This window comes from Jiella pacifica (assembly GCF_010500815.1).
GTDB classification, from domain to species: domain Bacteria; phylum Pseudomonadota; class Alphaproteobacteria; order Rhizobiales; family Rhizobiaceae; genus Jiella; species Jiella pacifica.
Map to the genome: position 1 here is coordinate 177,196 of NZ_JAAAMG010000009.1, position 25,516 is coordinate 202,711.

Annotated in this window: 24 protein-coding genes and 1 pseudogene; 11 read left to right on the plus strand and 14 right to left on the minus strand. The window is 66.7% G+C overall.

What is annotated here, in order from left to right; genetic code table 11:
* Positions 1-79: 79 nt before the first annotated feature.
* Complete coding sequence (gene uvrA, locus GTK09_RS13085; protein WP_163463612.1) at positions 80-3,001, plus strand: excinuclease ABC subunit UvrA; 2,922 nt, start codon at positions 80-82, stop codon at positions 2,999-3,001.
* Positions 3,002-3,043: 42 nt separating this feature from the next.
* On the opposite strand, the pseudogene GTK09_RS13090 reads toward uvrA, so the two are convergent.
* Positions 3,044-3,379: pseudogene (locus GTK09_RS13090) on the minus strand (type II toxin-antitoxin system VapC family toxin); the annotation flags it as partial.
* Positions 3,380-3,426: 47 nt separating this feature from the next.
* Complete coding sequence (locus GTK09_RS13095) at positions 3,427-3,699, minus strand: type II toxin-antitoxin system Phd/YefM family antitoxin (RefSeq protein WP_163463613.1); 273 nt, start codon at positions 3,697-3,699, stop codon at positions 3,427-3,429.
* A gap of 66 nt (positions 3,700-3,765) precedes the next feature.
* Here GTK09_RS13095 and GTK09_RS13100 point away from each other — a divergent pair, with 66 nt between their 5' ends.
* The gene (locus tag GTK09_RS13100; RefSeq protein ID WP_163463614.1) at positions 3,766-4,575 is read left to right on the plus strand and encodes a DUF72 domain-containing protein; all 810 of its coding nucleotides are present in this window, start codon (positions 3,766-3,768) and stop codon (positions 4,573-4,575) included.
* Between the two features lie 196 nt (positions 4,576-4,771).
* Here the strand turns inward: GTK09_RS13100 and GTK09_RS13105 are convergent, their stop codons facing one another.
* Together GTK09_RS13105 and GTK09_RS13110 are read right to left on the minus strand one after the other, a co-directional pair.
* Positions 4,772-6,916 (minus strand): hypothetical protein, encoded by a 2,145-nt coding sequence (locus GTK09_RS13105; protein WP_163463615.1) that lies wholly within the window; start codon positions 6,914-6,916, stop codon positions 4,772-4,774.
* 52 nt (positions 6,917-6,968) lie between these two features.
* On the minus strand, positions 6,969-8,261 hold the full coding sequence (locus GTK09_RS13110; RefSeq protein ID WP_163463616.1) for an adenylosuccinate synthase: 1,293 nt from the start codon (positions 8,259-8,261) through the stop codon (positions 6,969-6,971).
* Positions 8,262-8,592: 331 nt separating this feature from the next.
* On the opposite strand from GTK09_RS13110, the gene GTK09_RS13115 reads away from it, so the two are divergent.
* Entirely contained in the window at positions 8,593-9,486 is an 894-nt protein-coding gene (locus GTK09_RS13115; RefSeq protein ID WP_246217883.1) for a DMT family transporter, read from the plus strand.
* A 141-nt stretch (positions 9,487-9,627) separates the two neighbouring features.
* On the opposite strand, the gene rpmE is transcribed toward GTK09_RS13115, so the two are convergent.
* Entirely contained in the window at positions 9,628-9,849 is a 222-nt protein-coding gene (gene rpmE, locus GTK09_RS13120) for a 50S ribosomal protein L31 (protein ID WP_163463617.1), read from the minus strand.
* 211 nt (positions 9,850-10,060) lie between these two features.
* Between rpmE and GTK09_RS13125 the strand changes: the two genes are divergently transcribed.
* The 3 genes from GTK09_RS13125 to GTK09_RS13135 all read left to right on the plus strand — a co-directional run bounded on the left by GTK09_RS13125 (position 10,061) and on the right by GTK09_RS13135 (position 13,568).
* Positions 10,061-11,881, plus strand: coding sequence for an ABC transporter transmembrane domain-containing protein (locus GTK09_RS13125; protein WP_163463618.1), 1,821 nt, complete (start codon positions 10,061-10,063; stop codon positions 11,879-11,881).
* A 75-nt stretch (positions 11,882-11,956) separates the two neighbouring features.
* Positions 11,957-12,856: a serine hydrolase domain-containing protein gene (locus tag GTK09_RS13130; protein ID WP_203561013.1), complete on the plus strand. Its 900-nt coding sequence runs from the start codon at positions 11,957-11,959 to the stop codon at positions 12,854-12,856.
* 301 nt (positions 12,857-13,157) lie between these two features.
* Positions 13,158-13,568: a DUF7282 domain-containing protein gene (locus tag GTK09_RS13135; RefSeq protein ID WP_163463619.1), complete on the plus strand. Its 411-nt coding sequence runs from the start codon at positions 13,158-13,160 to the stop codon at positions 13,566-13,568.
* Positions 13,569-13,683: 115 nt separating this feature from the next.
* Here the strand turns inward: GTK09_RS13135 and GTK09_RS13140 are convergent, their stop codons facing one another.
* From GTK09_RS13140 to GTK09_RS13175, 8 genes are all read right to left on the minus strand, one after another.
* Positions 13,684-14,178 (minus strand): DUF427 domain-containing protein, encoded by a 495-nt coding sequence (locus GTK09_RS13140; RefSeq protein ID WP_163463620.1) that lies wholly within the window; start codon positions 14,176-14,178, stop codon positions 13,684-13,686.
* Complete coding sequence (locus tag GTK09_RS13145) at positions 14,175-14,540, minus strand: thiol-disulfide oxidoreductase DCC family protein (protein WP_312869835.1); 366 nt, start codon at positions 14,538-14,540, stop codon at positions 14,175-14,177. The genes GTK09_RS13140 and GTK09_RS13145 overlap by 4 nt, the downstream gene beginning before the upstream one ends.
* 91 nt (positions 14,541-14,631) lie before the next feature.
* On the minus strand, positions 14,632-15,660 hold the full coding sequence (locus GTK09_RS13150; RefSeq protein ID WP_163463621.1) for a peptidoglycan -binding protein: 1,029 nt from the start codon (positions 15,658-15,660) through the stop codon (positions 14,632-14,634).
* 6 nt (positions 15,661-15,666) lie between these two features.
* Positions 15,667-16,758 (minus strand): MotA/TolQ/ExbB proton channel family protein, encoded by a 1,092-nt coding sequence (locus tag GTK09_RS13155; RefSeq protein ID WP_163463653.1) that lies wholly within the window; start codon positions 16,756-16,758, stop codon positions 15,667-15,669.
* Positions 16,759-16,972: 214 nt separating this feature from the next.
* Positions 16,973-17,812 carry an inositol monophosphatase family protein gene (locus GTK09_RS13160; RefSeq protein WP_163463622.1) on the minus strand — a complete coding sequence of 280 codons (840 nt, stop codon included), beginning with the start codon at positions 17,810-17,812 and terminating at the stop codon, positions 16,973-16,975.
* 73 nt (positions 17,813-17,885) lie between these two features.
* A complete protein-coding gene (gene efp, locus GTK09_RS13165; protein WP_163463623.1) occupies positions 17,886-18,449 on the minus strand; it encodes an elongation factor P in 564 nt (187 codons plus the stop codon).
* Positions 18,450-18,655: 206 nt separating this feature from the next.
* The gene (locus GTK09_RS13170) at positions 18,656-19,768 is read right to left on the minus strand and encodes a tetratricopeptide repeat protein (protein WP_163463624.1); all 1,113 of its coding nucleotides are present in this window, start codon (positions 19,766-19,768) and stop codon (positions 18,656-18,658) included.
* Positions 19,765-20,418, minus strand: a complete 654-nt coding sequence (locus GTK09_RS13175) for a thiamine phosphate synthase (protein ID WP_163463625.1) — start codon at positions 20,416-20,418, stop codon at positions 19,765-19,767. The genes GTK09_RS13170 and GTK09_RS13175 overlap by 4 nt, the downstream gene beginning before the upstream one ends.
* A 295-nt stretch (positions 20,419-20,713) precedes the next feature.
* Between GTK09_RS13175 and GTK09_RS13180 the strand changes: the two genes are divergently transcribed.
* Both GTK09_RS13180 and GTK09_RS13185 read left to right on the plus strand, forming a co-directional pair.
* Complete coding sequence (locus tag GTK09_RS13180; protein WP_312869838.1) at positions 20,714-21,472, plus strand: sulfite exporter TauE/SafE family protein; 759 nt, start codon at positions 20,714-20,716, stop codon at positions 21,470-21,472.
* 61 nt (positions 21,473-21,533) lie between these two features.
* A complete protein-coding gene (locus GTK09_RS13185) occupies positions 21,534-23,168 on the plus strand; it encodes an acyl-CoA synthetase (protein ID WP_163463626.1) in 1,635 nt (544 codons plus the stop codon).
* Between the two features lie 130 nt (positions 23,169-23,298).
* Here the strand turns inward: GTK09_RS13185 and GTK09_RS13190 are convergent, their stop codons facing one another.
* Positions 23,299-23,475 (minus strand): YdcH family protein, encoded by a 177-nt coding sequence (locus tag GTK09_RS13190; protein ID WP_163463627.1) that lies wholly within the window; start codon positions 23,473-23,475, stop codon positions 23,299-23,301.
* A 213-nt stretch (positions 23,476-23,688) separates the two neighbouring features.
* On the opposite strand from GTK09_RS13190, the gene GTK09_RS13195 reads away from it, so the two are divergent.
* Genes GTK09_RS13195 through GTK09_RS13205 form a run of 3 tightly spaced genes read left to right on the plus strand, consistent with a single transcriptional unit; the run spans position 23,689 to position 25,465 of the window.
* The gene (locus GTK09_RS13195; RefSeq protein WP_163463628.1) at positions 23,689-23,892 is read left to right on the plus strand and encodes a YdcH family protein; all 204 of its coding nucleotides are present in this window, start codon (positions 23,689-23,691) and stop codon (positions 23,890-23,892) included.
* 2 nt (positions 23,893-23,894) lie between these two features.
* Positions 23,895-24,386, plus strand: a complete 492-nt coding sequence (purE, locus tag GTK09_RS13200; RefSeq protein ID WP_163463629.1) for a 5-(carboxyamino)imidazole ribonucleotide mutase — start codon at positions 23,895-23,897, stop codon at positions 24,384-24,386.
* Complete coding sequence (locus GTK09_RS13205; protein WP_163463630.1) at positions 24,383-25,465, plus strand: 5-(carboxyamino)imidazole ribonucleotide synthase; 1,083 nt, start codon at positions 24,383-24,385, stop codon at positions 25,463-25,465. Before purE ends, GTK09_RS13205 begins: the two co-directional genes overlap by 4 nt.
* Positions 25,466-25,516: the final 51 nt, after the last annotated feature.

Below are 25,516 nucleotides of genomic sequence, written 5' to 3' on the forward strand. Positions count from 1 at the left end.
AACGCATCGCCTTGGAGTCGCGCGGGCCGGGCCTTAAGTAGGGGCCTGCCCTTCAGACAGAGATAGTAGACGGACCGGCATGGCCGAATTGAAGACGATTTCCATTCGCGGCGCGCGCGAGCACAATCTGAAGGGCGTCGATCTCGATCTGCCCCGGGACAGGCTCATCGTCATGACCGGCCTGTCGGGCTCGGGCAAGTCGTCGCTCGCCTTCGACACGATCTATGCCGAGGGCCAGCGCCGCTACGTCGAGAGCCTCTCGGCCTATGCCCGGCAGTTCCTCGAGATGATGCAGAAGCCGGATGTCGACCAGATCGACGGCCTCTCCCCGGCCATCTCCATCGAGCAGAAGACCACCTCGAAGAACCCGCGCTCGACCGTCGGCACGGTCACCGAGATCTACGACTATCTGCGGCTGCTCTTCGCCCGAGTGGGCGTGCCCTATTCGCCGGCTACCGGTCTGCCGATCGAGAGCCAGACCGTCAGCCAGATGGTCGACCGGGTGCTGGCGCTGGAGGACGGCACGCGGCTCTATCTCCTCGCCCCGATGATCCGCGGTCGCAAGGGCGAGTATCGCAAGGAGCTGGCCGAGCTGCAGCGCAAGGGCTTCCAGCGGGTCAAGATCGACGGCGAATACCACGAGATCGCCGAGGCGCCCGCGCTCGACAAGAAATACAAGCACGACATCGACGTGGTGGTCGACCGAATCGTGGTGCGCGAAGACATGAAGTCCCGCCTCGCCGATTCGATCGAGACGGCGCTGGGTCTGGCCGACGGCCTCGCCGTCGCCGAATTCGCCGACAAGCCGCTGCCGAAGGAGCGGCTGGCCGATGCCGGCGCCAACCGCAGCAAGAACGAGACCCACGAGCGGCTCTTGTTCTCGGAAAAATTCGCCTGCCCGGTCTCCGGCTTCACCATTTCCGAGATCGAGCCGCGACTGTTCTCCTTCAACAATCCCTTCGGCGCCTGCCCGACCTGCGACGGCCTCGGCTCGCAGCAGGCGGTCGACCCGAAGCTGATCGTCCCGAACGAAGGGCTGACCCTGAAGGCCGGCGCCATCGCGCCATGGGCGAAGTCCACCTCGCCCTATTACGGACAGACCCTCGACGGCCTCGGCCAGGCCTACGGCTTCAAGCAGACCGACCGTTGGGTGGAACTCCCGGACGAGGCGAAGGACGCGATCCTCTACGGCACCGGCCGCGACAAGATCGAGTTCCGCTACAAGGACGGGATCCGCTCCTACACCACGACCAAGACCTTCGAGGGCGTCGTCAACAATCTCGCCCGCCGCTGGAAGGAGACCGATTCGGCCTTCATGCGCGAGGAGATCGAGCGCTTCATGTCGGCGACGCCCTGCCCGGCCTGCAACGGCTACCGGCTGAAGCCCGAGGCGCTGGCCGTGAAGATCGCCGGCCGGCACATCGGCGAGGTCACCCAGTTGTCGATCCGCGACGCCGCCGGCTGGTTCGAGGCCCTGCCCGCCTCGATGAACGACAAGCAGAACGCGATCGCCGTCCGCATCCTCAAGGAGATCCGCGAGCGGCTGCGCTTCCTCAACGACGTCGGCCTCGATTATCTCACCCTGTCGCGCGCCTCCGGCACCTTGTCCGGCGGCGAGAGCCAGCGCATCCGCCTCGCCTCGCAGATCGGCTCCGGCCTCACCGGCGTGCTCTACGTCCTCGACGAGCCGTCGATCGGCCTGCACCAGCGCGACAACGCCCGCCTGCTCGACACGCTGAAGCATCTGCGCGACATCGGCAACACCGTCATCGTCGTCGAGCATGACGAGGACGCGATCCTCGCCGCCGACTACGTCGTCGACATCGGCCCGGCGGCCGGCATCCACGGCGGCGAGGTGATCGCCTCGGGAACGCCGGGCGACATCATGGCCCATCCGAAATCGCTCACCGGCCGCTACCTGTCCGGCGATCTCGGCGTGCCGGTGCCGGAAACCCGCCGCAAGGCGGCGAAGGCCAAGCGGCTGAAGGTCGTCGGCGCGCGCGGCAACAATCTCAAGAACGTCACGGCCGAGCTGCCGCTCGGCGTGTTTTCCTGCGTCACCGGCGTCTCCGGCGGCGGCAAGTCGACCTTCCTGATCGAGACCCTGTTCAAGGCGGCGTCGCGCCGCATCGCCAACGGCCGTGACATCCCCGCCGAGCACGACCGCATCGAGGGGCTCGAACTCCTCGACAAGGTCATCGACATCGACCAGTCGCCGATCGGCCGCACGCCGCGCTCCAATCCCGCCACCTATACCGGCGCCTTCACCCCGATCCGCGACTGGTTCGCGGCGCTGCCCGAAGCCAAGGCGCGCGGCTACCAGCCCGGCCGCTTCTCCTTCAACGTCAAGGGCGGGCGCTGCGAGGCCTGCCAGGGTGACGGCGTCATCAAGATCGAGATGCATTTTTTGCCCGACGTCTACGTCACCTGCGACGTCTGCAAGGGCAAGCGCTACAATCGTGAGACGCTGGAAGTCACCTTCAAGGAAAAGTCGATCGCCGACGTCCTCGACATGACGGTCGAGGAGGGCGTGAGCTTCTTCGCCGCCGTCCCGGTCGTTCGCGACAAGCTGGTGACGCTGAACGAGGTCGGCCTCGGCTACATCAAGATCGGCCAGCAGGCGAACACCCTGTCCGGTGGCGAGGCCCAAAGGGTCAAGCTCGCCAAGGAACTGTCGCGCAAGGCCACCGGCAAGACGCTCTACATCCTCGACGAACCGACGACCGGCCTGCATTTCCACGACGTCGCCAAGCTCCTCGAAGTGCTGCACGACCTCGTCGACCGCGGCAACACGGTGGTGGTCATCGAACACAATCTCGAGGTCATCAAGACCGCCGACTGGGTGATCGACATCGGCCCGGAAGGCGGCGACGGCGGCGGCCAGATCGTCGCGACCGGCACACCGGAGGACATCGTCAAGGTCGAGCGGTCCTATACGGGGCAGTTCATGAAGGAGCTGCTGGAGCGGCGGCCACGGGTGAAGAAGGAGGCGGCGGAGTGACGTTTGCAGGCTGCAGCGCCAGCGCCACTGGGGCATCCGCGCCTACCACAGTCGTGTGATACCAAACTGGTCGAAGGCTTGGTCTACTGTAATCAAAGCCAGTTCTTCGGTCCTCGCCTGCGCGGCGAGAAGACGGTCAAACGGGTCCTTATGAACCCTGAGCATCTGGCCAGCCAGGAGGGCATGGGAATGGGTGACGTCCAATTTGGCGAAACAGCCTTGCGCAATGAAGTCATCGAACCTCTCAATGATATCCCGCGCAGCCTCCAGCTTCCCAGTTCGGACTTTATTCGCAAGGTCGAAGGCCGTGACTGCGCTTACATAACGATCCATTTCGATGTCCTCGATTGCCGATCTGGCCGAATCGCTGAGATGCGGATCGGCGGTGAGCCATCAGAGAAATGCGTGAGTATCGAGAAGGACTCTCACTCGCCATTATCGCCGGGGAACGAGTACTCGCCTTCCCGAGCCGCCAGTTCGTCTTCGGACATCGGCTGGAGAAACAGGTCGGACGGGATTTTGTCGCGCAGATGGGCAAGTGCGCCATATCCCCGAACCTTGGGCTTGGCGGGATCGACCCGCACCAGCTTCGCCACCGGTTCGTCGCCCCGTGCGATCACGATCTCCTCGCCCGCCTCGACCCGGTTGAGCAGTTCGGACAGGCCTGTCTCGGCTTTTTGAATGGTGACGACCGTCATCGTCTGCTCCATCGACACGTCATCAATGTAGCGAGCGTATCCGCCAACCACAATCGGGAGACGATCATGAGCGGCACCATCCGCGCCGGCATCGGCGGCTGGACCTTCGATCCCTGGAACGAGTCCTTCTATCCGGCCGATCTGCCGAAGAAGCGCCAGCTGGAATATGCCGCCTCGAAGCTGACGACGATCGAGGTCAACGGCACCTTCTATCGCAGCCAGAAGCCGGAAACCTACGCCAAATGGGCGAGCGAGGTGCCGGAGGGCTTCGTCTTCTCGCTGAAGGCGCCGCGCTTTGCCGTCAATCGCAAGATCCTGGCCGAAGGCGGCGAATCGATCGAGCGCTTCGTGAACTCCGGCATCGCCGAACTCGGCGACCATCTCGGCCCGATCCTCTGGCAATTCGCCGCGACCAAACAGTTCGATCCGGCCGACTTCGCCGGCTTTCTGGCGCTGCTGCCCAAATCTGCCGGCGGCATCCCGCTTCGCCATGTCGTCGAGCCGCGCCACGAGAGCTTCGTCGTTCCCGAATTCGCCGCACTCTGCCGCAAGGCCGGCGTCGCCATCGTCTGCGCCGACAGCGACGACCATCCGCAGATCGCCGACGTCACCGCCGATTTCGTCTATCTGAGGCTGCAGCGCGGCGACGAGAGCGTCGAGAGCTGCTATCATCCCGACGTGCTGGACGAATGGGCGCAGCGGCTCGAGACCTTTGCCGCGGGCGGCGAGCCCGGCGACCTGCGCAAGGCCGATCCGGAGGTGTCTGCCGAAAAGACGCCGCGTGACGTCTTCACCTATTTCATCCGCTCCGGGAAACCCCGTGCGCCCCACGGCGCCATCGCACTGATGCAACGGCTCGGCCCGCAAGCCGGCTGAGACGGGCACCGCAAGGCGGTGGCACCTGTTTGTGGCAAGCCGCCATGTGTGGCTGCTGGGGGCCTCCGCCCGGCTACGATCCCCTCGTCCCGGGCGGTTCGCAACTCACGTCACGTGGGGTAGCGATCAAGACGACGTCGAGGCCCGGTGTGGTGCGTTCTGCGGCCGGACGCGTCAGCCTCCTTGCCGCTCCACATCACGTCTTCGCCTGCCAGGCCTTCAGCGCGTCCTTGACGACGCGTTCGCCCGGAATGCCCTTCTCGACCGAGATCAGCGCTCTGCGGCCGCTCTGATAGGCGATCGGAATGTCGATCCATTTCTGGTTCTCGAGCAGCGAGAGATTGTTCTGGACGGCCTGGTCGAGATTGTTCAGCGCGATGATGAAGTAATTGTCGGAGATCTTGCCGGCGACGCCGATCAGCGGCTCGCCCCGCGCCTGTTCGGTCTCCTTCAGCGCCAGCCGCTGGACGTTGGCGACGCTGCGACCGGAAAAGTCCGACGGCACGTCGAATTCCAGTTCGATGACGTGGCTGGCCGGTAGCGTCGAATCGGCATTGCGCTTGATCGTCATGGTCATCTTGAGCTTCTCTTCCGGCACGTCGACGACGGCGCGCACGGCAGGCTCGGCGGGTGAGCCGTCCGATCCAGGCTCGTCCACCAGCGACCAGACGACCGTTCCGGTCTCCTGCGTGGCCGGAAGATCCTCGGTCTTTTCCTGATAGAATACGGCCTTCTGAGCGACGGGCAGGCCGGCGCTGCTCTGGGCGACGCCCGGCTCGTCCGACGGCGTGGAAGCGGCGGGCTCCGTCGCCGCGCCGTCCGCATTCTCCGCATCCGCGGCCGCACCGGTTTCAGGCGTCGCGACGCCCGGCGCCTCGGCGCCGACGATGGCCGGGTTCTCGCCGATCTCGCTCGAGATCGTCGGCGTCGCGCCAGCTGGTGCCGCGCCCGGGTCGACGTTCGTCGCCGCAGCGACGTTGGTGCCCTCGTCGAAGGCATTCGGCGTCTTCCGCGCCGGTCCCTCGTCCACCTCCGTTCCGTCCGGCAAAAGCCGCTGCGTGAACCGCCGGGTCGATGCCGGTGGTTCCTCGGCGGAGGCAGTCTCACTCTCCGCCTCGCCCGCGGTCGTGGTGCTCTCGTTCGCTGCGGGCGGCGTTTCGGTGCCGGACCGCTCGGCGATCGTGCCGATATCCGCTGGAGCGACGAGAAGAGCCTCGATGTCTTCGCGATAGATCCAGCCCGCCGTGCCCGCGGCACCGAGCAGCAGCACGACGGCAGCCGCCGCAGCGACCTTGCCGGCGCGGCCGGATGAGCGCCCCGAGCGGCGCGCGGAATAGCGCGGCGCGCTGACGTCCGCCTCCGGAATGTCGTTGTCGTCGAGACGGATGTCGTGGGGAACGCGCAGGTCGTCGTCGCCGTCGACCGCCTCGTCCCGCGCCGGCTCGTGCGCCGCGGGACCGGATGCCGGGGCGCCGGATCGGCGGGCGCTTCGCTCCTCCGGCACCAGGAACGGCGCGCCGATTGCCGGCGGGTGATCGCCGGCATCGGGTTCCACTGTCTCGGGGGGGAAAAACGGTGCAGCCGCCTCGCCTCGCGCGTCGGCAGGCGCTTGTGCTGCGCCCGGCATGGTCGCCGCGGGAAGCGTCGGTCGCGCCGGTGGCGGCGGCGCCTGCCTCGGGCTTGCGCCGCCATCGCCCGGCCGCTGCGCCGCCGCGGGGGCCGCAGGTGCCGGCTGGTCGGCCTTCGGGGGAGCCGCCGGCCTCGGCGCCGGTTGGGTGGGAGCCTGCTCGGCCTTGGGCGGTCCTTGTTCCGGCGCCGGGCGTGCCTGCGGCGGCTGGGCCGGCGCGGCCTTCGCCGGTTCGGGTTCCGGCTTCCGTACCGGCGGTGATTGGGGCGCCGGAGCGGCCACCTGTGCGGGATTCGGGCCCTGCGCCGCCGGCCGATTCGCGGCAGGTTGCGTCACCGTTGGAGGCTGGGGCTGCGGCACTTGGGCCGGTTGGGCGGCGGATGGCTGGTCAGGTTGCGGGCGCGCCGGCTGCGGTGACGAGGCGCCAGCCGGTTTCGGCGCGGCGGGCTGCGCTGCGGCGGGCGAGGTCGACGCTCCCGCCTGCTCCGCGGCGGCCGCCTCCTGGGCGACGTAGTGCTCCTCGGTGCGGGTGATCGCGTCTTCGAGCGCGGCGAGCCGCGCCGTCACGACGTTCTCGGCCAGCGGCGGATTGGCCGCGCCGATCTGACGCTGGATCGCGGCCCGGGCCTTTTCGTAGACCTTCTCCCGCATTTGCGGCGAGGCGCGCGGAAGGCCGTCGATGGTCTTGCGTAGAACGCCGCTTAGATCCGCCATGGAATGCAGTCACTCGCTTGTCGTGGTGGATTAAGTCCGTCCGATTTCGACTTTAGTCCTGAAACGGATCGCGAACAAGTATTGTGTCCTCGCGCTCGGGCGACGTCGACAACAGCGTCACGGGCGCCGCCACGAGCTCCTCTATGTGCCTGACATATTTGATCGCCTGGGCCGGCAGGTCGCTCCAGCTGCGGGCGCCGGCCGTCGTCGCCTGCCAGCCTTCGAAGCTTTCGTAGATCGGTTCGACGCGCTTCTGCTCGGATAGACTTGCCGGCAGATAGTCTATCCGCCTTCCGTCCAGTTCGTAGCCGGTGACGACCTTGATTTCCTCGAGCCCGTCAAGCACGTCGAGTTTGGTCAGGGCCAGCCCGTCGATGCCGTTGATGGCCACCGCCTGGCGCACCAGCACGGCGTCGAACCAGCCGCAGCGGCGCTTGCGCCCCGTCACCGTGCCGAACTCGCGGCCCTTTTCGCCGAGGAACTGGCCGATCTCGTTGTCCTGTTCGCTCGGAAACGGCCCCTCGCCGACCCGCGTCGTATAGGCCTTGGTGATGCCGAGAACGAAGCCGAGGCTGCCCGGTCCGAGACCGGACCCCGCCGCCGCCTGGCCGGCCACGGTATTGGACGAGGTGACGAAGGGGTAGGTGCCGTGATCGATGTCGAGAAGCGTCCCTTGCGCGCCCTCGAACAGGATGCGCGCGCCGGCCTTGCGCCGCTCGTCGAGCAGCCGCCACACCCGGTCCATATAGGGCACGATCTCGCCGGCGACCGAGGTCAGCTCCTCGAGAATCGCCGCGGCGTCGATCTCCTCCTGGCCGAGACCCCGGCGCAGCGCGTTGTGATGGGCGAGCAGCCGCTCGATCCGCTCAGGCAGGGATTCGGGATGGGCGAGATCCATGACGCGGATGGCCCGGCGGCCGACCTTGTCCTCGTAGGCCGGGCCGATCCCGCGCCCGGTCGTGCCGATCTTGGTGCCCGAATTGGCGTTTTCGCGGGTGGCGTCGAGTTCGCGGTGCAGCGACAGGATCAGCGCGGCGTTGTCGGCGATGCGAAGGCTCGACGGATCGATCGTCACACCCTGCTCGGTCAGCCGCTTGCGCTCGGCGACGAAGGCGTGCGGGTCGAAGACGACGCCGTTGCCGATGACGGAGAGCTTGCCCTGGCGCACGACGCCCGAAGGCAGGAGCGACAGCTTGTAGGAGACACCGTCGACGACGAGCGTGTGCCCGGCATTGTGGCCACCCTGGAAACGCACGACGACGTCGGCCCGCTCGGAGAGCCAGTCGACGATCTTGCCTTTTCCTTCGTCACCCCACTGCGATCCGATGACCACGACGTTTGCCATGTACTTCCCCACGAAATCCAACCGGCAGCGCTCCTGGCGCGCCGGCCGAGCAACGGCGACGAGATGCCGCCGAAGGTTTGCGATACGAGACCTTCGTCAAGCTTGACGGCCCAAATGCCAGTTGGCCTGTAACGCGTCGATGCCCTGCCTGTCCATGAAGGCGGACGATCAACGTCGTAGACTCACAGAACTTGCCAATAATGCGTCGGCCAGGCGAGTTCTGTGAAACAATAAGGGGGTCTGGCCAGTTCCGGCAATCCCGACTAGACGGGACACCGCCGCGACTGCCTCCGGCGCACGAGAGGATGGCGTCGGCGATCGGGAAGAGAAATTGCCGCGCGTCCACCCTTATCTCGTTCTCACCGCAGTTGCGCTTCTCTGGGCCGGCAATGCCGTCGCCGGCAAGATGGCCGCAGGCCACATATCGCCCATGCTGCTGACGCTGGTGCGCTGGTTCTTCGCGACGCTTATCGTCGCCCCCTTCGCCCTGCCCCACGTTCGGACCGACTGGCCGGTGATCCGCCCGCGCCTCGTCTATCTGTCGATCCTCGGGATGGTCGGATTCGCATCGTTCAATGCGATCTTCTATCTCGCGGCCAACTTCACCACCGCGATCAACATCACCATCGAGCAGTCGGCGATGCCGCTGGTGGTCTTCCTGGCCAATTTCATCCTGTTTCGGATGCGCGTCGCCTGGCTGCAGATCGTCGGCTTCGCCCTGACGCTGGTCGGCGTGGCTGTGACGACGGCGAACGGCGATCTGTCGACGCTCCTGTCCCTCGACCTCAACCGCGGCGACGCCTTGATGGTGCTCGCCGTTCTGTTTTACGGCGGCTACACGGTGGCGCTGAGGTTCAAGCCACCGATTCACTGGCTGTCGACGATCTTCGTCCTCTCCTGCGCCTCGCTGGCGATCTCCATCGTCTATGCAGGCATCGAATTCGCCCTCGGCATGACGCAGCTGCCGGATTTCCAAGGCGCGGCGGCGGCCCTCTACACGGTCATCTTCCCGTCGCTGATCGCCCAGTCGCTCTATATCCGCGGCGTCGAGATGATCGGCCCGAACCGCGCCAATCTCTTCATCAATCTGGTGCCGGTCTTCGGTGCCCTGCTCGCCGTCCTGATCGTCGGCGAGGAGCTCCATCCGTTCCACGTCCTGGCGCTGGCCTGCGTCCTCGGCGGCATCACGCTGGCCGAGCGGGGTGCCAGAGGCCGCGGGGCCTGAGAACCGATCGGAAGATCGAGACCGCAGGTCCGAGCGCGTGGAATCGAACTGAAGGACGCGGGCTACAAACAAAGAAAAGGCCCGAGGCGTTGCCGCCCCTGGCCTTGTCGAAAACACTCGTTTGTCGTTGCCGACGAAAGCTCAGATCCCGAAACCGTCGTAGCGCTTCTTGAAGCGCGAGACGCGGCCGCCGCGGTCGAGCAGGTGCTGGTTGCCGCCGGTCCAGGCCGGATGGCTGGTCGGGTCGATGTCGAGGTTCAGCTTGTCGCCCTCGGAGCCCCAGGTCGAGCGGGTCTGGTACTCGGTGCCATTGGTCATCACCACGGTGATGGCGTGGTACTTGGGATGGATGTCTTTCTTCATCGCGCCTGGTCCTTGAACTTCTTTCGCCAAAACATCCCCGACGCATCGGAAAGCCACGGCCTGTCGCCGAAGAGCCTGTCCGGATGTCGCGGGGATCGCAGAGCTTTGATCGCTTCCAAAATCGGGTTCGAGCCTATACATCAGACCCGGGGCCGGCACAAGGTCCGGGCGGCCCGACATGGACCGCTCGTGAACGGACGCCTCTGACTGGATGACGGAGTTTGTTTTGCGCGACGATGAGACGGCGATCCAAGGCCGGGACAAAACGCGCCGGAAACTGAAGCCCCTCGGCAGCCTCGTTCCCTACATGATGAAGTACAAGGCCATGGTGGCCGGGGCCTGCTTCTTCCTGGCCCTGGCGGCGGTGACGACGCTGTCGGTGCCGTTGGCCGTTCGCCGGGTGATCGATCACGGCTTCATCGAATCGGACTCCGGGCTGATCAATGCCTATTTCGGCATGCTGATGGTGCTCGCCGCCGTCCTCGCGCTGGCCAGCGCCGGCCGCTACTTCTTCGTCATCACCCTCGGCGAGCGGGTGGTGGCCGATCTTCGCAAGGCGGTCTTTTCGCATCTGACGAAACTGTCGCCGACCTTCTACGACACCGCCCAGTCGGGCGAGCTCGTCTCGCGGCTTTCCGCCGACACCACGCAGGTGAAGGCCGCCGTCGGCTCCACCGCCTCGCTGTTCCTGCGCAACGCAATTCTCTTCCTCGGGGCGCTCGCCATGATGGTGGCGACGAGCCCGGCGCTGTCGCTCATCGTCATTGCGGCGATTCCCTTCATCGTCCTGCCGCTTGTCGCCTTCGGCCGCGGCGTCCGGCGCCGTTCGCGCCATGCCCAGGACACGCTGGCGACGGCCACCGCCTATGCGTCGGAAGCCATCGGGGCGATGCGCACCGTCCAGGCCTTCACCTCCGAACGCGTCGTCGCCGGCCATTTCGGCACCTCGGTCGACGAGGCCTTCGGCGCCGCCCGCTCCTCTATCAAGGCGCGGGCGCTGCTCACCGCCATCGCGATCTTCCTGATCTTCGCTTCGGTCGTCGCGGTCCTGTGGATCGGCGCCGCCCGCGTCACCTCGGGCACCTTGTCGGCGGGCACGCTCAGCCAGTTCCTGCTCTATGCGGTCTTTGCCGCCGGAGCACTCGGCCAGCTGTCGGAGGTCTGTGGCGAACTCTCGCTCGCCGCCGGCGCCGCAGAGCGCTTGTCGGAGCTTCTCGCCGAAGAACCGGCGATCGTCGCCCCGGCAAGCCCGATCGCCCTGCCCGCTCCTTCCAAGGGCCGCGTCGTCTTCGAAAACGTGTCCTTCGCCTATCCGAGCAGGCCCGATCTGCCGACCCTGAACGGGCTTTCCTTTGCCGTCGAGCCGGGCGAGACCGTGGCGATCGTCGGCCCGTCCGGCGCCGGCAAGTCGACGGTCTTCGCCCTCATCGAGCGCTATTACGATCCCTCGGACGGCCGCATCCTGGTCGACGGCGTCGATCTGCGCGATGCCGACTTCGTCGATCTGCGATCGCGCATCGCCTTGGTGCCGCAGGATACGACGATCTTCGCCGCCTCGGCGCGGGACAACATCGCTTTCGGCGATCCCAAGGCCTGCCCCGAACAGGTGACGCGAGCTGCCCGTCAGGCGCTTGCGGACGGCTTCGTCACGGCGCTTCCCGGCGGCTACGACACCCTTCTCGGCGAGCGCGGCGTGACGCTGTCCGGTGGCCAGCGCCAGCGCATCGCCATCGCCAGGGCACTCCTGCGCGACGCGCCGATCCTCCTCCTCGACGAGGCGACCTCCGCCCTCGACGCCGAGAGCGAGGTGCTGGTCCAGAAGGCGCTCGACGAGCTGATGGTCGGTCGCACGACCCTCGTCATCGCCCATCGCCTGTCGACGGTCTTGAAGGCCGACCGCATCCTCGTCCTCGACCAAGGTCGGGTGGCCGAAGAAGGCAACCACCAGAGCCTCACCGCCAAGGGCGGCCTCTATGCCCGCCTCGCCAAGCTGCAATTCGAGGCCGGGCGGCTCGACGACGCGGCGGAGTAGACTGTCACGAAAGGCTGGCGGGGCGGACGGGGCGTTCCCCTCGTCGTCATGAGGCTTCGGCGGGCGGCAACGGACATGGCGCGGATGGATCTGTCGGACATTCATGCGGTCAGACTGGCGGCGGACGGCCGGGCCGACCATTTCGGCCGGACCGACGCGATCTTTCCCTGGTGGAGCTTCACCAAGACGATCCTCGCGATCGCCGCCCTGCGGCTGACCGAAGAACGCCTGCTCGACCTCGACGCGCCCTTTCAGGGCCAGCGCTACACGCTGCGCCAACTTCTCCAGCATCGGGCGGGCGTGCCGAACTACGGCCAGCTTGCCGAATATCACGCCGCCGTCGGGCGCGGCGAAGCGGCATGGCCCCGCGCGCGTCTTCTTGCTGCCGTCGGCGTCGACACGCTGGATTTTGTGCCGGGCACGAGCTGGGCCTACAGCAATGTCGGCTATCTCTTCGTCCGCGAGGCCATCGAGGCGGCGACGGCGTCAAACCTCGACGCGGCGCTGCGCCGTCTCGTCTTCGCGCCGCTCGGCCTCACCAGTGCCCGGGTCGCGATGCAACCGGGCGACCTTGTGGACATCCACTGGCCGGCGTTGCACAGCTACGATCCCCGCTGGGTCTATCATGGCCTCGTCGTCGGCACCCCCGGCGATGCCGCCGCGATCCTGTCGGCGCTGATGATCCCCGGCCGGCTGCTGTCGCCGGACACGCTGACGGCAATGCTCCACCGACACGCCATCGGCGGCGCGATCCCCGGCCGGCCATGGACGTCCCACGGCTATGGCCTCGGTCTGATGATCGGCACACTGGACGGCGCCGGCCGGGCGATCGGCCATTCCGGCGGCGGGCCCCACTCGGTCAACGCCGTCCATCATTTTCCCGATGTCGACAAGTCGCCGACCATCGCGACCTTTACCGACGGGAGCGACGAAGGCCGCGCGGAGTGGGCGGCCACGGCGCTCGCAACATCTTGAGCCGACAACGCGAGCATGTCGTCCTTGACGCTGTCTTCGATCGTCCGGCTTCGTCATTCAAACGGCAATGGAACGCCTGGATTGTCGGTGCCGCCACAACATGAATGTTCCGGACAAGCAACCTATAACCGTACTGGAAAATAGTACTGTCAACGTATCGACCGGATTTTCTGGCCGCTCTGACAAGATTGTCATCGCGCATTCGAAGTATCTGACAGCGTCGTGAAAAGGCAATCCATACAGAATGCGAAACGTATCTTTTGGTGAACGCCACGTTCTTCACCAGAGAAAGGGTTTCTCCATGAAACGCATCACCATCGCCCTCCTCGCCACCGCCGGTCTCACTGGCGCGGCCTTCGCACAGGACATGACGCCAGGCGTCACCGCTACCGATCAGGACGTGTCCGGCGGCTCGGTCATGGCCACGTCCGTGACGGCGCCCGAGCAGGGTTGGCTCGTCATCCACCGCACCGACGCGGAGATGAAGCCGGGCCCGGTTGTCGGCCACGCGCCGTTGACGGAAGGCATGAACGAGAACGTTTCCGCCGAACTCACCGAGGACGTCGCATCCGGCGACATGCTCATGCTGATGGTCCATTCCGAGGCCGGCGGCAAGGAAATGGGCGTCTTCGAATATACGCTCGGCGCCAAGGAGGACGGCCCGATCCGCGTCGACGGCAAGCTCGTCACCGCGACGATCACAGCCAACTGAGGCGACAACTGTCGCGAAGTCCGATGACTGCCAGGGGCCGGCGCCGTATGCCGGCCCCGTCTCGGGTCGCGACGTCCGCCGAGTTCGACCCGACCCGCGGTCTCCCGCTCGCCATCTACCAGCCGCGGCTGCCGGGAACGCCCTTGAACGGCCCCGTGAGCCTGTCGGTGATCCAGCCGCCGTAGAAGTCGCCGGGCTGCGGCGACACCGTCTCCCCGTCGACGCTGCAGCGATCGAACGGCGCGGCGTAGAAGGCGACGTGATGGCGCAGCGAGTGGAACGCCGGACTGGGATTTGGATAACTCCAGCCGACGCGGGGGAGCTCCAGCCCGTCCAGGACGACGTCGAAATAGACCGCCGAGCCCTTCCACTCGCAAAACGAGGTTCCCGCGGCCCGCCGCAACAATCCGGGGGCGATGTCCGCCTTCGGGATGTAGTAGCTCGGTGGATGGCTGGTCTCCAGCGTGCGGACGCTCGCCGTGGTGTCGGCGACGATCCGACCGCGATGCTCGATCACCACACGCGCCGGGCAGGCTTCGGCGATCGCCGGTCGGGGAAAGTCCCAGACGCTCTCCTGGCCCGGCAGGGGGCGGTCCGGAACCGGCCTCATGCCGTTTCCTCCCGAGCAACGAGACGCTGAAGGCGCGGCCGGATCCTCAGGAACGCGACATAGCCCCGTTCGAGCATCGCAAGGACCAAAGGCGCGCGGGCGGCAAGGCCGAGCGGGCGCAAAACCGGGATCTGCCGCCACATGGCGGCGAAGGCCGCAGCGCCCGACAGGAGCCTCCCGTCCTCGCTGGCGTGGAAGCGCGACAGGAGGTCGGCCCGATCGATCGGACAGGACACATCGTCAGCGCTCGTCGCATCGACGAAGGTGATCGCGCCGCGCCGGTCGAGCCGCCGCATCAACGCAATCTCTCTGCGACAGAGAGGGCAGGATCCGTCATGCCAGACGATCAGATTTGTCATCATCGCAATATGGGCGCACTCGCCGCCGCTTTCACCAGCGACGAAATGGCACGAAGAGGGTCGCGAGGCGAGTGCGAAGGCGACGCCCCACCCCTCACCGTTCGGTCAGCTTGAACTCGATGCGGCGGTTGCGGGCCCGCGCCTCGGGGCTGTCGCCCTCCTCCAGCGGCTGGAATTCGCCGAAGCCGGTGGCGGCGAGACGGGTCGGCGGCACGCCCTGCTCGATCAGGAAGCGCACGACGGCGTCGGCGCGCGCACTCGAAAGCTCCCAGTTGTCCTGGAACCTGTTGCCCGAGACGGGGACGCTGTCGGTGTGCCCGTCGACCCGGATGATCCAGTTGATGTCGGACGGGATTTCCTTGACGAGTTCATTGACCGCGTCGGCAAGCTTGGCCATCTCCTCGGTTCCTGCAGGCTGCAGGACGTCCGAGCCCGAGGGAAACAGCACTTCCGACTGGAACACGAAGCGGTCGCCGACGACGCGGATGTTGTCGCGATCGGACAGAATCTCGCGCAGCCGGCCGAAGAAGTCCGAGCGATAGCGCGACAGCTCCTGCACCCTCTGGGCCAGCGCGACGTTGAGCCTGCGGCCGAGATCGGCGATCCGGGTCTGGCTCTGCTTGTCGCGCGATTCGGAAGCCTCCAGCGCATCCTCCAGCGCTGCGATCTGCTGGCGCAGCGCCGAGAGCTGCTGGTTGAGGAGTTCGATCTGCGAGCGCGCCCGCTGGGACACCGCCTGCTGGTCTTCCAAAGCGCCTTCGAGCTCGGCCACCTGGGCGTTGGCGGTGGCGGCCGAGCCGCTGCCGCTATCGAGCGCCTGCTGGAGCCGCGAGCGCGCCTCCTCGGCGGAGGAGAGCGAGGCCTGGAGCGTGGCGATCTGGTCCTGATAGTCCTGGCTGGTCGAGCGTTCCAGGGAGAGCAGCTGCGTCAACTCGTTGATCTGGCTGTTCAAACGGTCGAGAACCGCGTCCTTGCCGCTGATCTCCTGGCTGAGCAGGAACTGCGCCAGGACGAAGACCGACAAGAGAAACATGATGGCGAGGAGCAGCGTCGACAGGGCATCGACGAATCCCGGCCAGTAATCGATGGTCCGCTCGCTGCGACGGTTCCGGGACAGGGCCATGGCGCGTCAGATCTCCTGGTCGGAACGGAACTTCCTGCCTGCCCCGCCTTCGCCGGACAGCGACGGCCTGTCGTGGCCGATCTGGCCGGCCAGCTTGTCGAGCACGATGCGCAGTTCCCGCTGCTCTTCCGCCTGCCCCTCGACGAAGTCCCGCAACAGCTGCTGCTCCGAGCGCATGTGCTGGACGAGGCCCTGGATGCTCTCGGCGAGATTGGCCATCGCCGCGCTGGTGCGGGGGCTGGCGCTCTGCTCGCTGATCATCTTGTTCAGCCGGTCGGACAGAAGCCGCAACTCTTCCGTTCCGTCGCGGCCATCCTTCACCGGCGAAGCCGGCAGAACCATGTCCGAGCCGACGTCGGTGATCGACGAGAGCCAGTTTTCGAGCTCGGTGTAGAAACGGTTCTGCGCCCGGCCGATCTGAAGGTCGAGAAAGCCGAGGACGAGCGACCCCGAAAGGCCGAAGAGCGAGGACGAGAACGCCGTGCCCATGCCCGCCAGCGGCGCTGACAGGCCGGCCTTCAGCGAGTTGAGGATCGAATTGGTGTCGCCCGCCGAAGGGTCGAGCCCCTGGATCGTCGTGCCGATCGAGCCGATCGTCCGCAACAGTCCCCAGAACGTGCCGAGCAGGCCGAGAAAGACCAGAAGGCCGATGAGGTAGCGGGCGATGTCGCGGGTTTCGTCGAGACGTGTCGCGATCGAATCGAGAATCGAGCGCATCGACATGGTCGACAGCGAGACCGAGCGCCGGCGCCCGATCAGCGCCCGCATCGGCGCAAGCAGGACCGGATCGCGCAGCTTCTCGAAGTCCGCCGAACCGTCGCGATAGGCATTCACCCACCGCACCTCCCGCGACAGCCGGATCACCTGGACGAGGGCGAGCAGGATGCCGACGCAGAGGACGCCGACGATCAGGCCGTTGAGACCGGGATTGGTGGTGAAGGCGGTCGAGATCTGCCGTCCGAGGATCGCGGCGACGAAGCCTGCCAGCGCCAGGAAGACGAGCATCGACCAGAGGAAGACGAGCGGGCTCGACAGCCGGTTCGGATCGAAGTCGACCGGCCTTCCCGTCTTTTCAGTCGGCGCGTCGAAGACCTGCATCGGATGCTTCACTCAACTCTTTGGCCCGCCAAAGGAAATCCGTCGTCACGCCGGCTGCGTCCCGATCAGGCGCTGCTGCGCCACGACTGGAACCGATTCTGGCGGGCGATCACGGATCCAGCACGGAAAACCATAGTAAAGATCGTCCGGAATGGAAATGTCAGCGGCCGAAATGATCCCGCCGGCGGCACTATTGCGACGCCAGCCGGGCCGTTCATTGGCCAGGGGCCGTGCCGTCGCCCGCCCGGGCTGCGGCCCGCTTCTTCGTTGCCTCGCCGAGCAGCGCGACGAGGGCCTTGTGGAGTGGCTCGTTGCCGCAGGCGACGTCGCCGGTGACGTGGTCGAACCTGCCGCCTTCGATGTCGGTGATGAAGCCGCCGGCCTCGCGCACCAGGATCGCTCCGGCCGCGACGTCCCACGGCTTCAGGGCGCGTTCCCAGAAGCCGTCGAACCGCCCGGCCGCGACATAGGCGAGGTCGAGCGAGGCTGCTCCCATCCGGCGGATGCCCGCCGTCTCGGCCATGACCTGGCGCAGTTCGTAGAGATAGCCGGCGTGGTCGCCGCGACCGAGGAAGGGTGCTCCGGCGCCGAACAGCGCCTCCGGCAGGCGCGTTCTCGCCGAAACGCGAATGCGGCGATCGTTGACGAAGGCGCCGCCGCCCTTTTCGGCGACGAAGAGTTCGTCCTGCGCCGGATTGAACACCACCCCCGCGACGATTTGACCGTCGCGCTCGAGCGCGATCGAGACGGCGAAGTTCGGAATGCCGTGCAGGAAGTTGGTGGTGCCGTCCAAAGGATCGACGATCCACCGATGCTGCGGATCCCTGCCCTCGACCGTGCCGCGCTCCTCCATCAGGAAGCCCCAGTCCGGGCGGACGCGCGACAGTTCGGTGAAGACGATCTCCTCGGCCCGGTGATCGGCATTCGAGACGAAGTCAGCCGGTCCCTTCACCGAGACCTGCAGGTTCTGCACCTCGCCGAAGTCGCGGATCAGCGAGCGGCCGGCCTTCATGGCGGCCTGCGTCATGACGTTGAGCAGCGCGGAACGGGCCATCTTGACCTTTCAGGATATGTGCCAATGCGGTCGAGGGCACATCCACGCCCGCCGACCTCTTCGGAGACGGCCGTCAGTCGGCGCGGCGCAGATAGGTGATCTCGTTGGTGTCGACGAGGATCTTCTCGCCCGCCTCGATGAACGGGGGCACCATGACGCGCACGCCGTTTTCCATCACCGCCGGCTTGTAGGACGAGGTCGCCGTCTGGCCCTTCACGACCGGATCGGCCTCGACGATGGTCAACACCACCTGATCGGGCAACTTGATGCCGATCGGCCGATCCTCGTGGCTTTCCACCGTCACCGTCATGCCGTCCTGCAGGAAAGCCGATCGTTCGCCGACGAATGCCTGCTGCAGTTCCAACTGCTCGAACGTCTCCGAATCCATGAACACCAGCATCTCGCCTTCGGCATAGAGGAACTGGTAGTCCTTCTGCTCGAGCCGGATGCGCTCGACCGTCTCGGCGGCGCGGAAGCGCTCGTTCAGCTTGGTGCCGTCGATCAGGTTCTTCAGTTCGACCTGCGCGAAGGCGCCGCCCTTGCCGGGCTTCACATGCGCGGTCTTCACCGCCACCCACAGGCCGCCATCGTGCTCGATGACGTTGCCGGGCCGGATTTCGTTGCCGTTGATCTTCATGGGAACTCTCGAATTCGTGTCGTTCGGGTTCGGCCGCAGATGGATCGCCGGCCGCAAATCTTCAGAAGGCTTCAGGGCGCGGTGGCGCTACGTCGCCATGCACCCTCGCTGGTGCCGCGCTCGCCGCTCGCTGCTCTCGCCTCCGGTCGGCGCTCAAGACCATAAATCCACGTCCCGTTCAAGCCGCGGGTGGCAGGAGCGGCCGTTCAACCGCTGCGAAAGCGGTTGGCCGCCTCCAGCGCCGCCTTCTGCGCGTCGGCGTCCAGACCGCGGAAGAAATCGTCGAGTCCCGGGTCGCTGTTCTTCATCCGCTTGGCGAGCACCGCCCATTTGGCCGCAGCGGCAACGTCCGGCTCGGTGCCGATCCCGTCCTTGTAGAGATGGGCGACGCGGTTGATGGCGATCGGATTGCCGAGGTCGGCGGCATGTTTCAGGAAGCGAAAGCCTTCCTCGGGCTTGGCCTCGCCGCCCTTGCCGTTGATCAGCCAGATTCCGTATTCGATCTGGGCGATGGTGAAGCCGTTGAGCGCCGCAGCGTGCAGGAAGGCCCGCGCCTTGGCGGGATCGGCGGTGACGCCCCGGCCGTTCGCATAGAGCTGCGACATGGCGTACTGCGCCTCGGGCACGCCGGCGCTGGCGGCGCGCTGGAAATAGCGGGCCGCCTCGCTGAAGCCGCCGGCCGGCGAGGTCTCGATCAGCATCTGGCCGAAATTGTATTCGGCGAGCGGCAGCCCCGCCTCGGCCGCCGCCTTCATCAGGTCGCGCGCCTGCGCCTCGTCCTGTTTGACGGCCGACCCCTCGATCAGCATCATCGCGTAGCGAAACTGCGCCTCGGAATTGCCTGCCGTGGCCGCCGCCTTGTACCAGCGCGCCGCCTCCTGAAGGTTGCGCGCGACGCCGAGCCCGCGCGAATAGATCTCGCCGAGCAGGGTCTGCGCCGCCGGGTCGCCGAGATTGGCGAGCGGCTCGGCGAGTTCCACGGCGGTGAGATAATAGCCGCGCTGGAAGGCGCCATAGGCGAGATCGGTTTTGGTCGGCCCGGGCGCCGGCTTTGCCGCCTCGCTCGCCGGGGTTTCGGCGGCACCTGCCGGGTCCTTGGCGGTGGCGGGCGTCTCCACGGCTTGAGCCGTGCGAGGGGCGTCGGCGGGGGGCTTGTCCCGCTGCGGCCGTTCGGACGGCGTTGCCACGCTTGCGTCAGCCGCGATCGCCGCCGGCAGCCCTGCCCCACCACCGCCGAAAAGCGCCGCCACGACGCCCGCCACCGCAAGGCCGGCAAAGCGGCGGCTCGGCCGATGATTGCGGCAAACCCGGCTGGTCATTGGGATATCCGCTCGAAAAAGGCGTCGAACGTCTGGTTGGCGGCACGGACGGCAGCCTCCGGATCGGCGTCCGCGCCGAATACGGCCTCAGACAGGGCGATGAACTCCGCCCCCGTCTCCGCCGCCGCCTCGAGCGTCGCCAGATCGCCGCCGCCCAGAAGGATGCACGGAACTTCGACGATCTCCGCCCACCATTCGGCCAGCGCCAGGCTCTTGGGATGGGGCGCGGCCTCCGCTTCCGCGCCGAAACGACCGAAAAGCATGTAGTCGGGCATGAGCTCGCCGGCTTCCAGCGCCTCGTGCCGGGTCTCGAAACCCGACGCCCCGACGATCAGCCGTGGCTGATGACGCGACACCGCATCGCCCAGCGTCTCCAGGTCGCCCCCCGACAGGTGCAGACCGTCGGCCTTGGTCCGCCCGGCGGCGCGGCTGTCGTCGATGACGATCGCCGCCGCCCCCGCCGCCTGGATCAGCGGCACGAGCGTCTCGGCAAAGGCCTGGAACGCGTCGTCGTCGCGTCCGGCCGGATCGATGAGCACGGAGGCGACGTCGCCGCCGGACAGCGCAGCGCGCATCCTGGATTCGGCGTCGGCGTCGGTGAGCGGCGTCGTGACGAGCACGAGCTGGGGGCGGATCGGATTGGAAATCATGGTGCGTCGTCGATACTCCAGTCGGGCGGGAGTGTGAAGGCCGCCGGCGAAGGCCGCGATCGAGGCATGTGGTGCGTCACCGGCGTTCGCCGTCCGCTTCCATCATGCACTCGACTTCATCTGGAACTTCATTAATCGACGCCAAAACTCTGTTTTATAGAAGCTTTATTAGATCCTGACGATAGCAAAGAGCCGCGCACGGACGCCCCTGTCGCCGCGTCGATGCCCGGAACCGCTCTTGCAGACGAAAGGCCGCCCGCCTAAGCCGGTCGCAGGAGAAGGACCTCGCATTCCCGTGATCACCGACCCGCTGTTTTACCTCGTCGCCATTCCGGCGGTGGTCATGATCGGCCTGTCCAAGGGCGGCTTCGGCGGCACCGGAGCCCTGATCGGCGTTCCGCTGATGGCGATCGCCGTCGATCCGGTGACCGCCGCCGGCGTCCTCCTGCCGATCCTCGTCGTCATGGACGTGATCGGCCTCGTCGCCTGGCGCGGCAATTTCGATCGCGGCGTCGTCCTCACCATGCTTCCGGCGGCCGCGCTCGGCGTCCTCGCCGGCTACCTCACCGCCAGTTCGGTGTCCGAGGATGCCTTCCGGATGACCATCGGCCTTCTGACGCTGTGGTTCTTCGCCAACTGGTTCTTCGGCGAGCAGCGGCGGGCCCGCGCGGCGCGGCCGCAACAGCCGGTGAAGGGCGCTTTCTGGGGTGCGGCGGCAGGCTTTGCCAGCTTCGTCAGCCATGCCGGGGGGCCGCCCTATCAGGTCTACGTCGTGCCGTTGAAGATCGCACCGCCGGTCTACGCCGGCACGTCGGTGATCTTCTTCGCCGCGGTCAACGCCATGAAGCTCGTGCCGTATTTCCTGCTCGGCCAGTTCTCCCACGACAACCTCGCCACCTCCGCCGCGCTGTTGCCGCTCGCGCCGATCGCGACGCTCGCCGGCGTCTGGCTGGTCAGGCGGACCGAGACGGTACTGTTTTATAAAATCATCTATTGGCTGCTGCTGCCGATCGGGCTGAAACTCGTCTATGACGGAGCGACGGCGCTCTTGTGACGGCGCGGGACATGGGAAGGAAGTCGGCAGAGACCGACGGACGAATCGACGGGAGGACCTGATGGGCATCTATGACGAAGATCTCGATCGCAATGCCGCGAACTACCAGCCGCTGACGCCGCTCAGCCATCTGTCGCGGGCAGCCCAGATCCATCCCGAACGCATCGCGATCATCCACGGCTCGCTGCGCCGCACCTACCGCGACTTCTACGCCCGCTCGCGCCGTCTCGCCTCGGCCCTCGCGCAGCGCGGCATCGGCCGCGGCGACACCGTCGCGGTGATGCTCTCCAACACGCCGGCAATGCTCGAAGCCCACCACGGCGTGCCGATGGCCGGAGCCGTCCTCCTGTCGATCAACACCCGCCTCGACGCCGAGATCATCGCCTTCCAGCTCGATCATTCCGAAACGAAGATCGTCGTCGTCGATCGCGAGTTTTCCGCCGTCATGGCCGCGGCGCTGGACAAGGCGCGCGTTACGCCGCTCGTCGTCGACTATGACGATCCGGACTTTCCCGAAGATGCGCCGGCAAAGAAGGGCCAGCCGATCGGCAGCCTCGAATGGGAGGCGCTGCTGGCCGAGGGCGATCCGGCGTTCGAGTGGCATATGCCGACCGACGAGTGGGACGCGATCTCGCTGAACTACACCTCCGGCACCACCGGCAATCCGAAAGGCGTCGTCTACCACCATCGCGGCGCGGCGCTGATGGGCTATGCCAACATCGTCGCGGCCGGCATGACCGGCCATCCGGTCTATCTGTGGACCCTGCCGATGTTCCACTGCAACGGCTGGTGCTTCCCCTGGACGCTGGCGCTGCAGGCAGGCACCCATGTGTGCCTCAGATGGGTCCGGCCGAAGGCGGTGTACGACGCCATCGCCGATCACGGCGTGACGCATCTGTGCGGCGCGCCGATCGTCATGGCGACGCTGGTGAACGCCGATGAGGCCGACAAGCGGGACTTCAGCCACACCGTCACCTTCAACACCGCCGCCGCCCCGCCGCCCCAGTCGGTGCTGGCTGGGATGCGCGACGCCGGATTCGCGGTCAATCATCTCTATGGCCTGACGGAGACCTACGGGCCCGCGGTGGTCAATGCCTGGAAGGCGGAGTGGGATGCGCTCGACGGGCCGGGTCAGGCCGCGAAGAAGGCACGCCAGGGCGTCCGCTATCCGGCGCTCGAGGATCTGGCGGTGATGGATGCCGAGACGATGGAGAAGGTGCCGGCCGACGGCGAGACGATCGGCGAAGTCATGTTCCGCGGCAACATCGTCATGCGCGGCTATCTGAAGAACCCCGGAGCCTCGGCCGAGGCGTTCCGCGGCGGCTGGTTCCACTCGGGCGATCTCGGCGTCTGCCACGAGGACGGCTACATCGAACTGAAGGACCGGGCGAAGGACATCATCATCTCCGGCGGCGAGAACATCTCGTCCATCGAGGTGGAGAACGCCCTTTATCAGCACCCGGCGGTGCAGACCGCTGCCGTCGTGGCCAGGCACGACGACAAATGGGGCGAGGTGCCCCTCGCCTTCGTCGAGCTGAAGCCCGGCCGGCAGGTCACCGCCGAAGAGCTGATCGCCCACTGCCGCGAAAAACTCGCCCGCTTCAAATGTCCGAAGGAGATCCGCTTCGCCGAGGTGCCGAAGACCTCGACCGGCAAGATCCAGAAATACGTCTTGAGGAAGATGACCGAAGAGTGAGGCGGCCGGTGATCCGGAGGGCGAAGAAAAAGGGCCTCGACGGCCCCTCGCGATCCGAACGTGGCTGACGCCACGTTCGGCAGTGCGTCGACGCATCGCGGCTCGACGCGTCTCGATGACTGCTCTCCTCTTACTGCTCTTCGCGCCTCAGCCGCTCGATCTCCTCCTTCAGCTTCAGCTTCCTGCGCTTCATCTCCCCGAGTTCCGCATCGCTCATGGCTGGTTTCGAGACCATCGCTGCCGTAATCTCCTGATCGAGGGCAGAATGGCGCTGCTCCAGCGTCGTGATGTGGGTGTTCAAGGACATGGGCATCTCCCTTCGAGGGTTGGGGTCCGGCACGCCAGACTTCAGCCGTGACTGAAACCGGGCGAGCGTGTCATAGAACTTTGGTACTGTCGAACGAGGAAGCAAGATTCCGCCGGGTCACGCACTTGGCCGGTTTACAAATTGTGACGGTGTGGCAAGAGCTTCCTCGGGAAGCCGTTCGGCCCCGCGACGAAGTGTCTCGAAAGGAAACAGATGGGGGAACAGGAGCAGGCGGGCCTCAGGCTCGAAGTGGCGAGGCTTCGCCAGGAACATGCGGATTTCGACGCGGCGGTCAACGCGATGGAAGCGATGGGATGTGACCGCCTGCGCGTGCAGCGCATGAAGAAGAAGAAGCTCGCCATCAAGGACCGGCTGCAGGACCTCGAGGATCAGATCATTCCGGACATCAGCGCGTGAGCATGCCGTCGACACCCGTCGCGATCATCATGGGCAGCCAGTCCGACTGGCCGGTGATGAAGAACGCCGCCGAGACGCTGGAGCAGCTGGGCATCGGCCATCAGGCCCGCATCGTCTCGGCCCACCGCACGCCCGAGCGGCTCTATCGCTTTGCCGCGGGCGCGCGCGAGGCAGGCTTCAAGGTGATCATCGCCGGGGCCGGCGGCGCCGCCCATCTCCCCGGCATGACCGCGGCGATGACGCCGCTGCCGGTGTTCGGCGTGCCGGTGGAAAGCCGCGCGCTTTCGGGCAAGGACAGCCTCCTGTCGATCGTCCAGATGCCCGCCGGCATTCCCGTCGGGACTCTCGCCATCGGCAGGGCCGGCGCCGTCAATGCGGCGCTGCTGGCCGCCGCAGTCCTGGCGCTGTCCGATGAGGGCTTGGCCGAGCGCCTCGACGCCTATCGCGCCGCCCAGACGGCTTCGGTGGAGGAAACGCCGAGGGACGAAGCGTGAGCGCGTTGCAGCCCGGATCGACCATCGGCATCGTCGGCGGCGGCCAGCTCGGCCGCATGCTGGCGATGGCCGCCGCCAGGTTCGGCTACAAGATCGCCGTCCTTGACCCCGATTCGGCCTGCCCGGCGAGCCAGGTGGCGAACACCACCGTCGTCGGACCCTATGACGACGAGGCCTGCCTGAAGCGCCTCGCCGCACTGTCCGACGTCGTCACCTACGAATTCGAGAACGTCGCCGTCGCCCCGCTCCGCCAGGCGCTCGGGCAGACGCCCCTCTTCCCGCCCGCCGAGGCGCTGGAAGTCTCCCAGGACCGGGTGGTCGAAAAGGCGTTTCTCAACGGCATCGGCGTTGCCACCGCAGAATGGCGGGCGATCGACCGGGCGGACGAGCTCGGCCACGCCCTCCTCGATCTCGGCGGCGACTGCATCCTGAAGACCCGGCGCTTCGGCTATGACGGCAAGGGCCAGGCCCGGATCAGCGCCGACACCACCTTCACCGACGCCTTCGAGGCGATCGGCAGCGCCCCGGCCATCCTCGAAAAGAAGGTGCCCTTCAGCTTCGAGATGTCGGTCGTCGCCGCGCGCGGCCGCGACGGCGAAATCGCTGCCTTCGATCCGGCCGAAAACGTCCACAGCCTCGGCATCCTGAAGACGTCGACGGTCCCCGGCCAGGTCACCCCGGCGCTCGCGCAGGCCGCGGGGGACGTCGCCGCGAAAATCCTGACGAAGCTCGATTATGTCGGCGTCATCGGCGTCGAATTCTTCGTTGCCAAAGACGGCGCGCTCCTGGTCAACGAGATCGCCCCGCGGGTCCACAATTCCGGACATTGGACCGAGGCCGCCTGCCTCGCCTCTCAGTTCGAGCAGCATATCCGCGCCGTCGCCGGCCTGCCGCTGGCCAGCCCCGAGCGCCATTTCGACTGCGTGATGGAAAACCTCATCGGCGACGACGTCGGCCGCTTCGCCCAGCTTGTCGCCGAGCCCCGCAGCATGCTCCACCTCTATGGCAAGGCGGAGGCCCGCCGCGGCCGCAAGATGGGCCACGTCACCCGCGTCCTGCCGCGTTCGCGCGGCGTCTGAGCCCTGCTTTTTCGGTAATGTGGCCGCGATTTCCCGGTGATCGAGATTGAC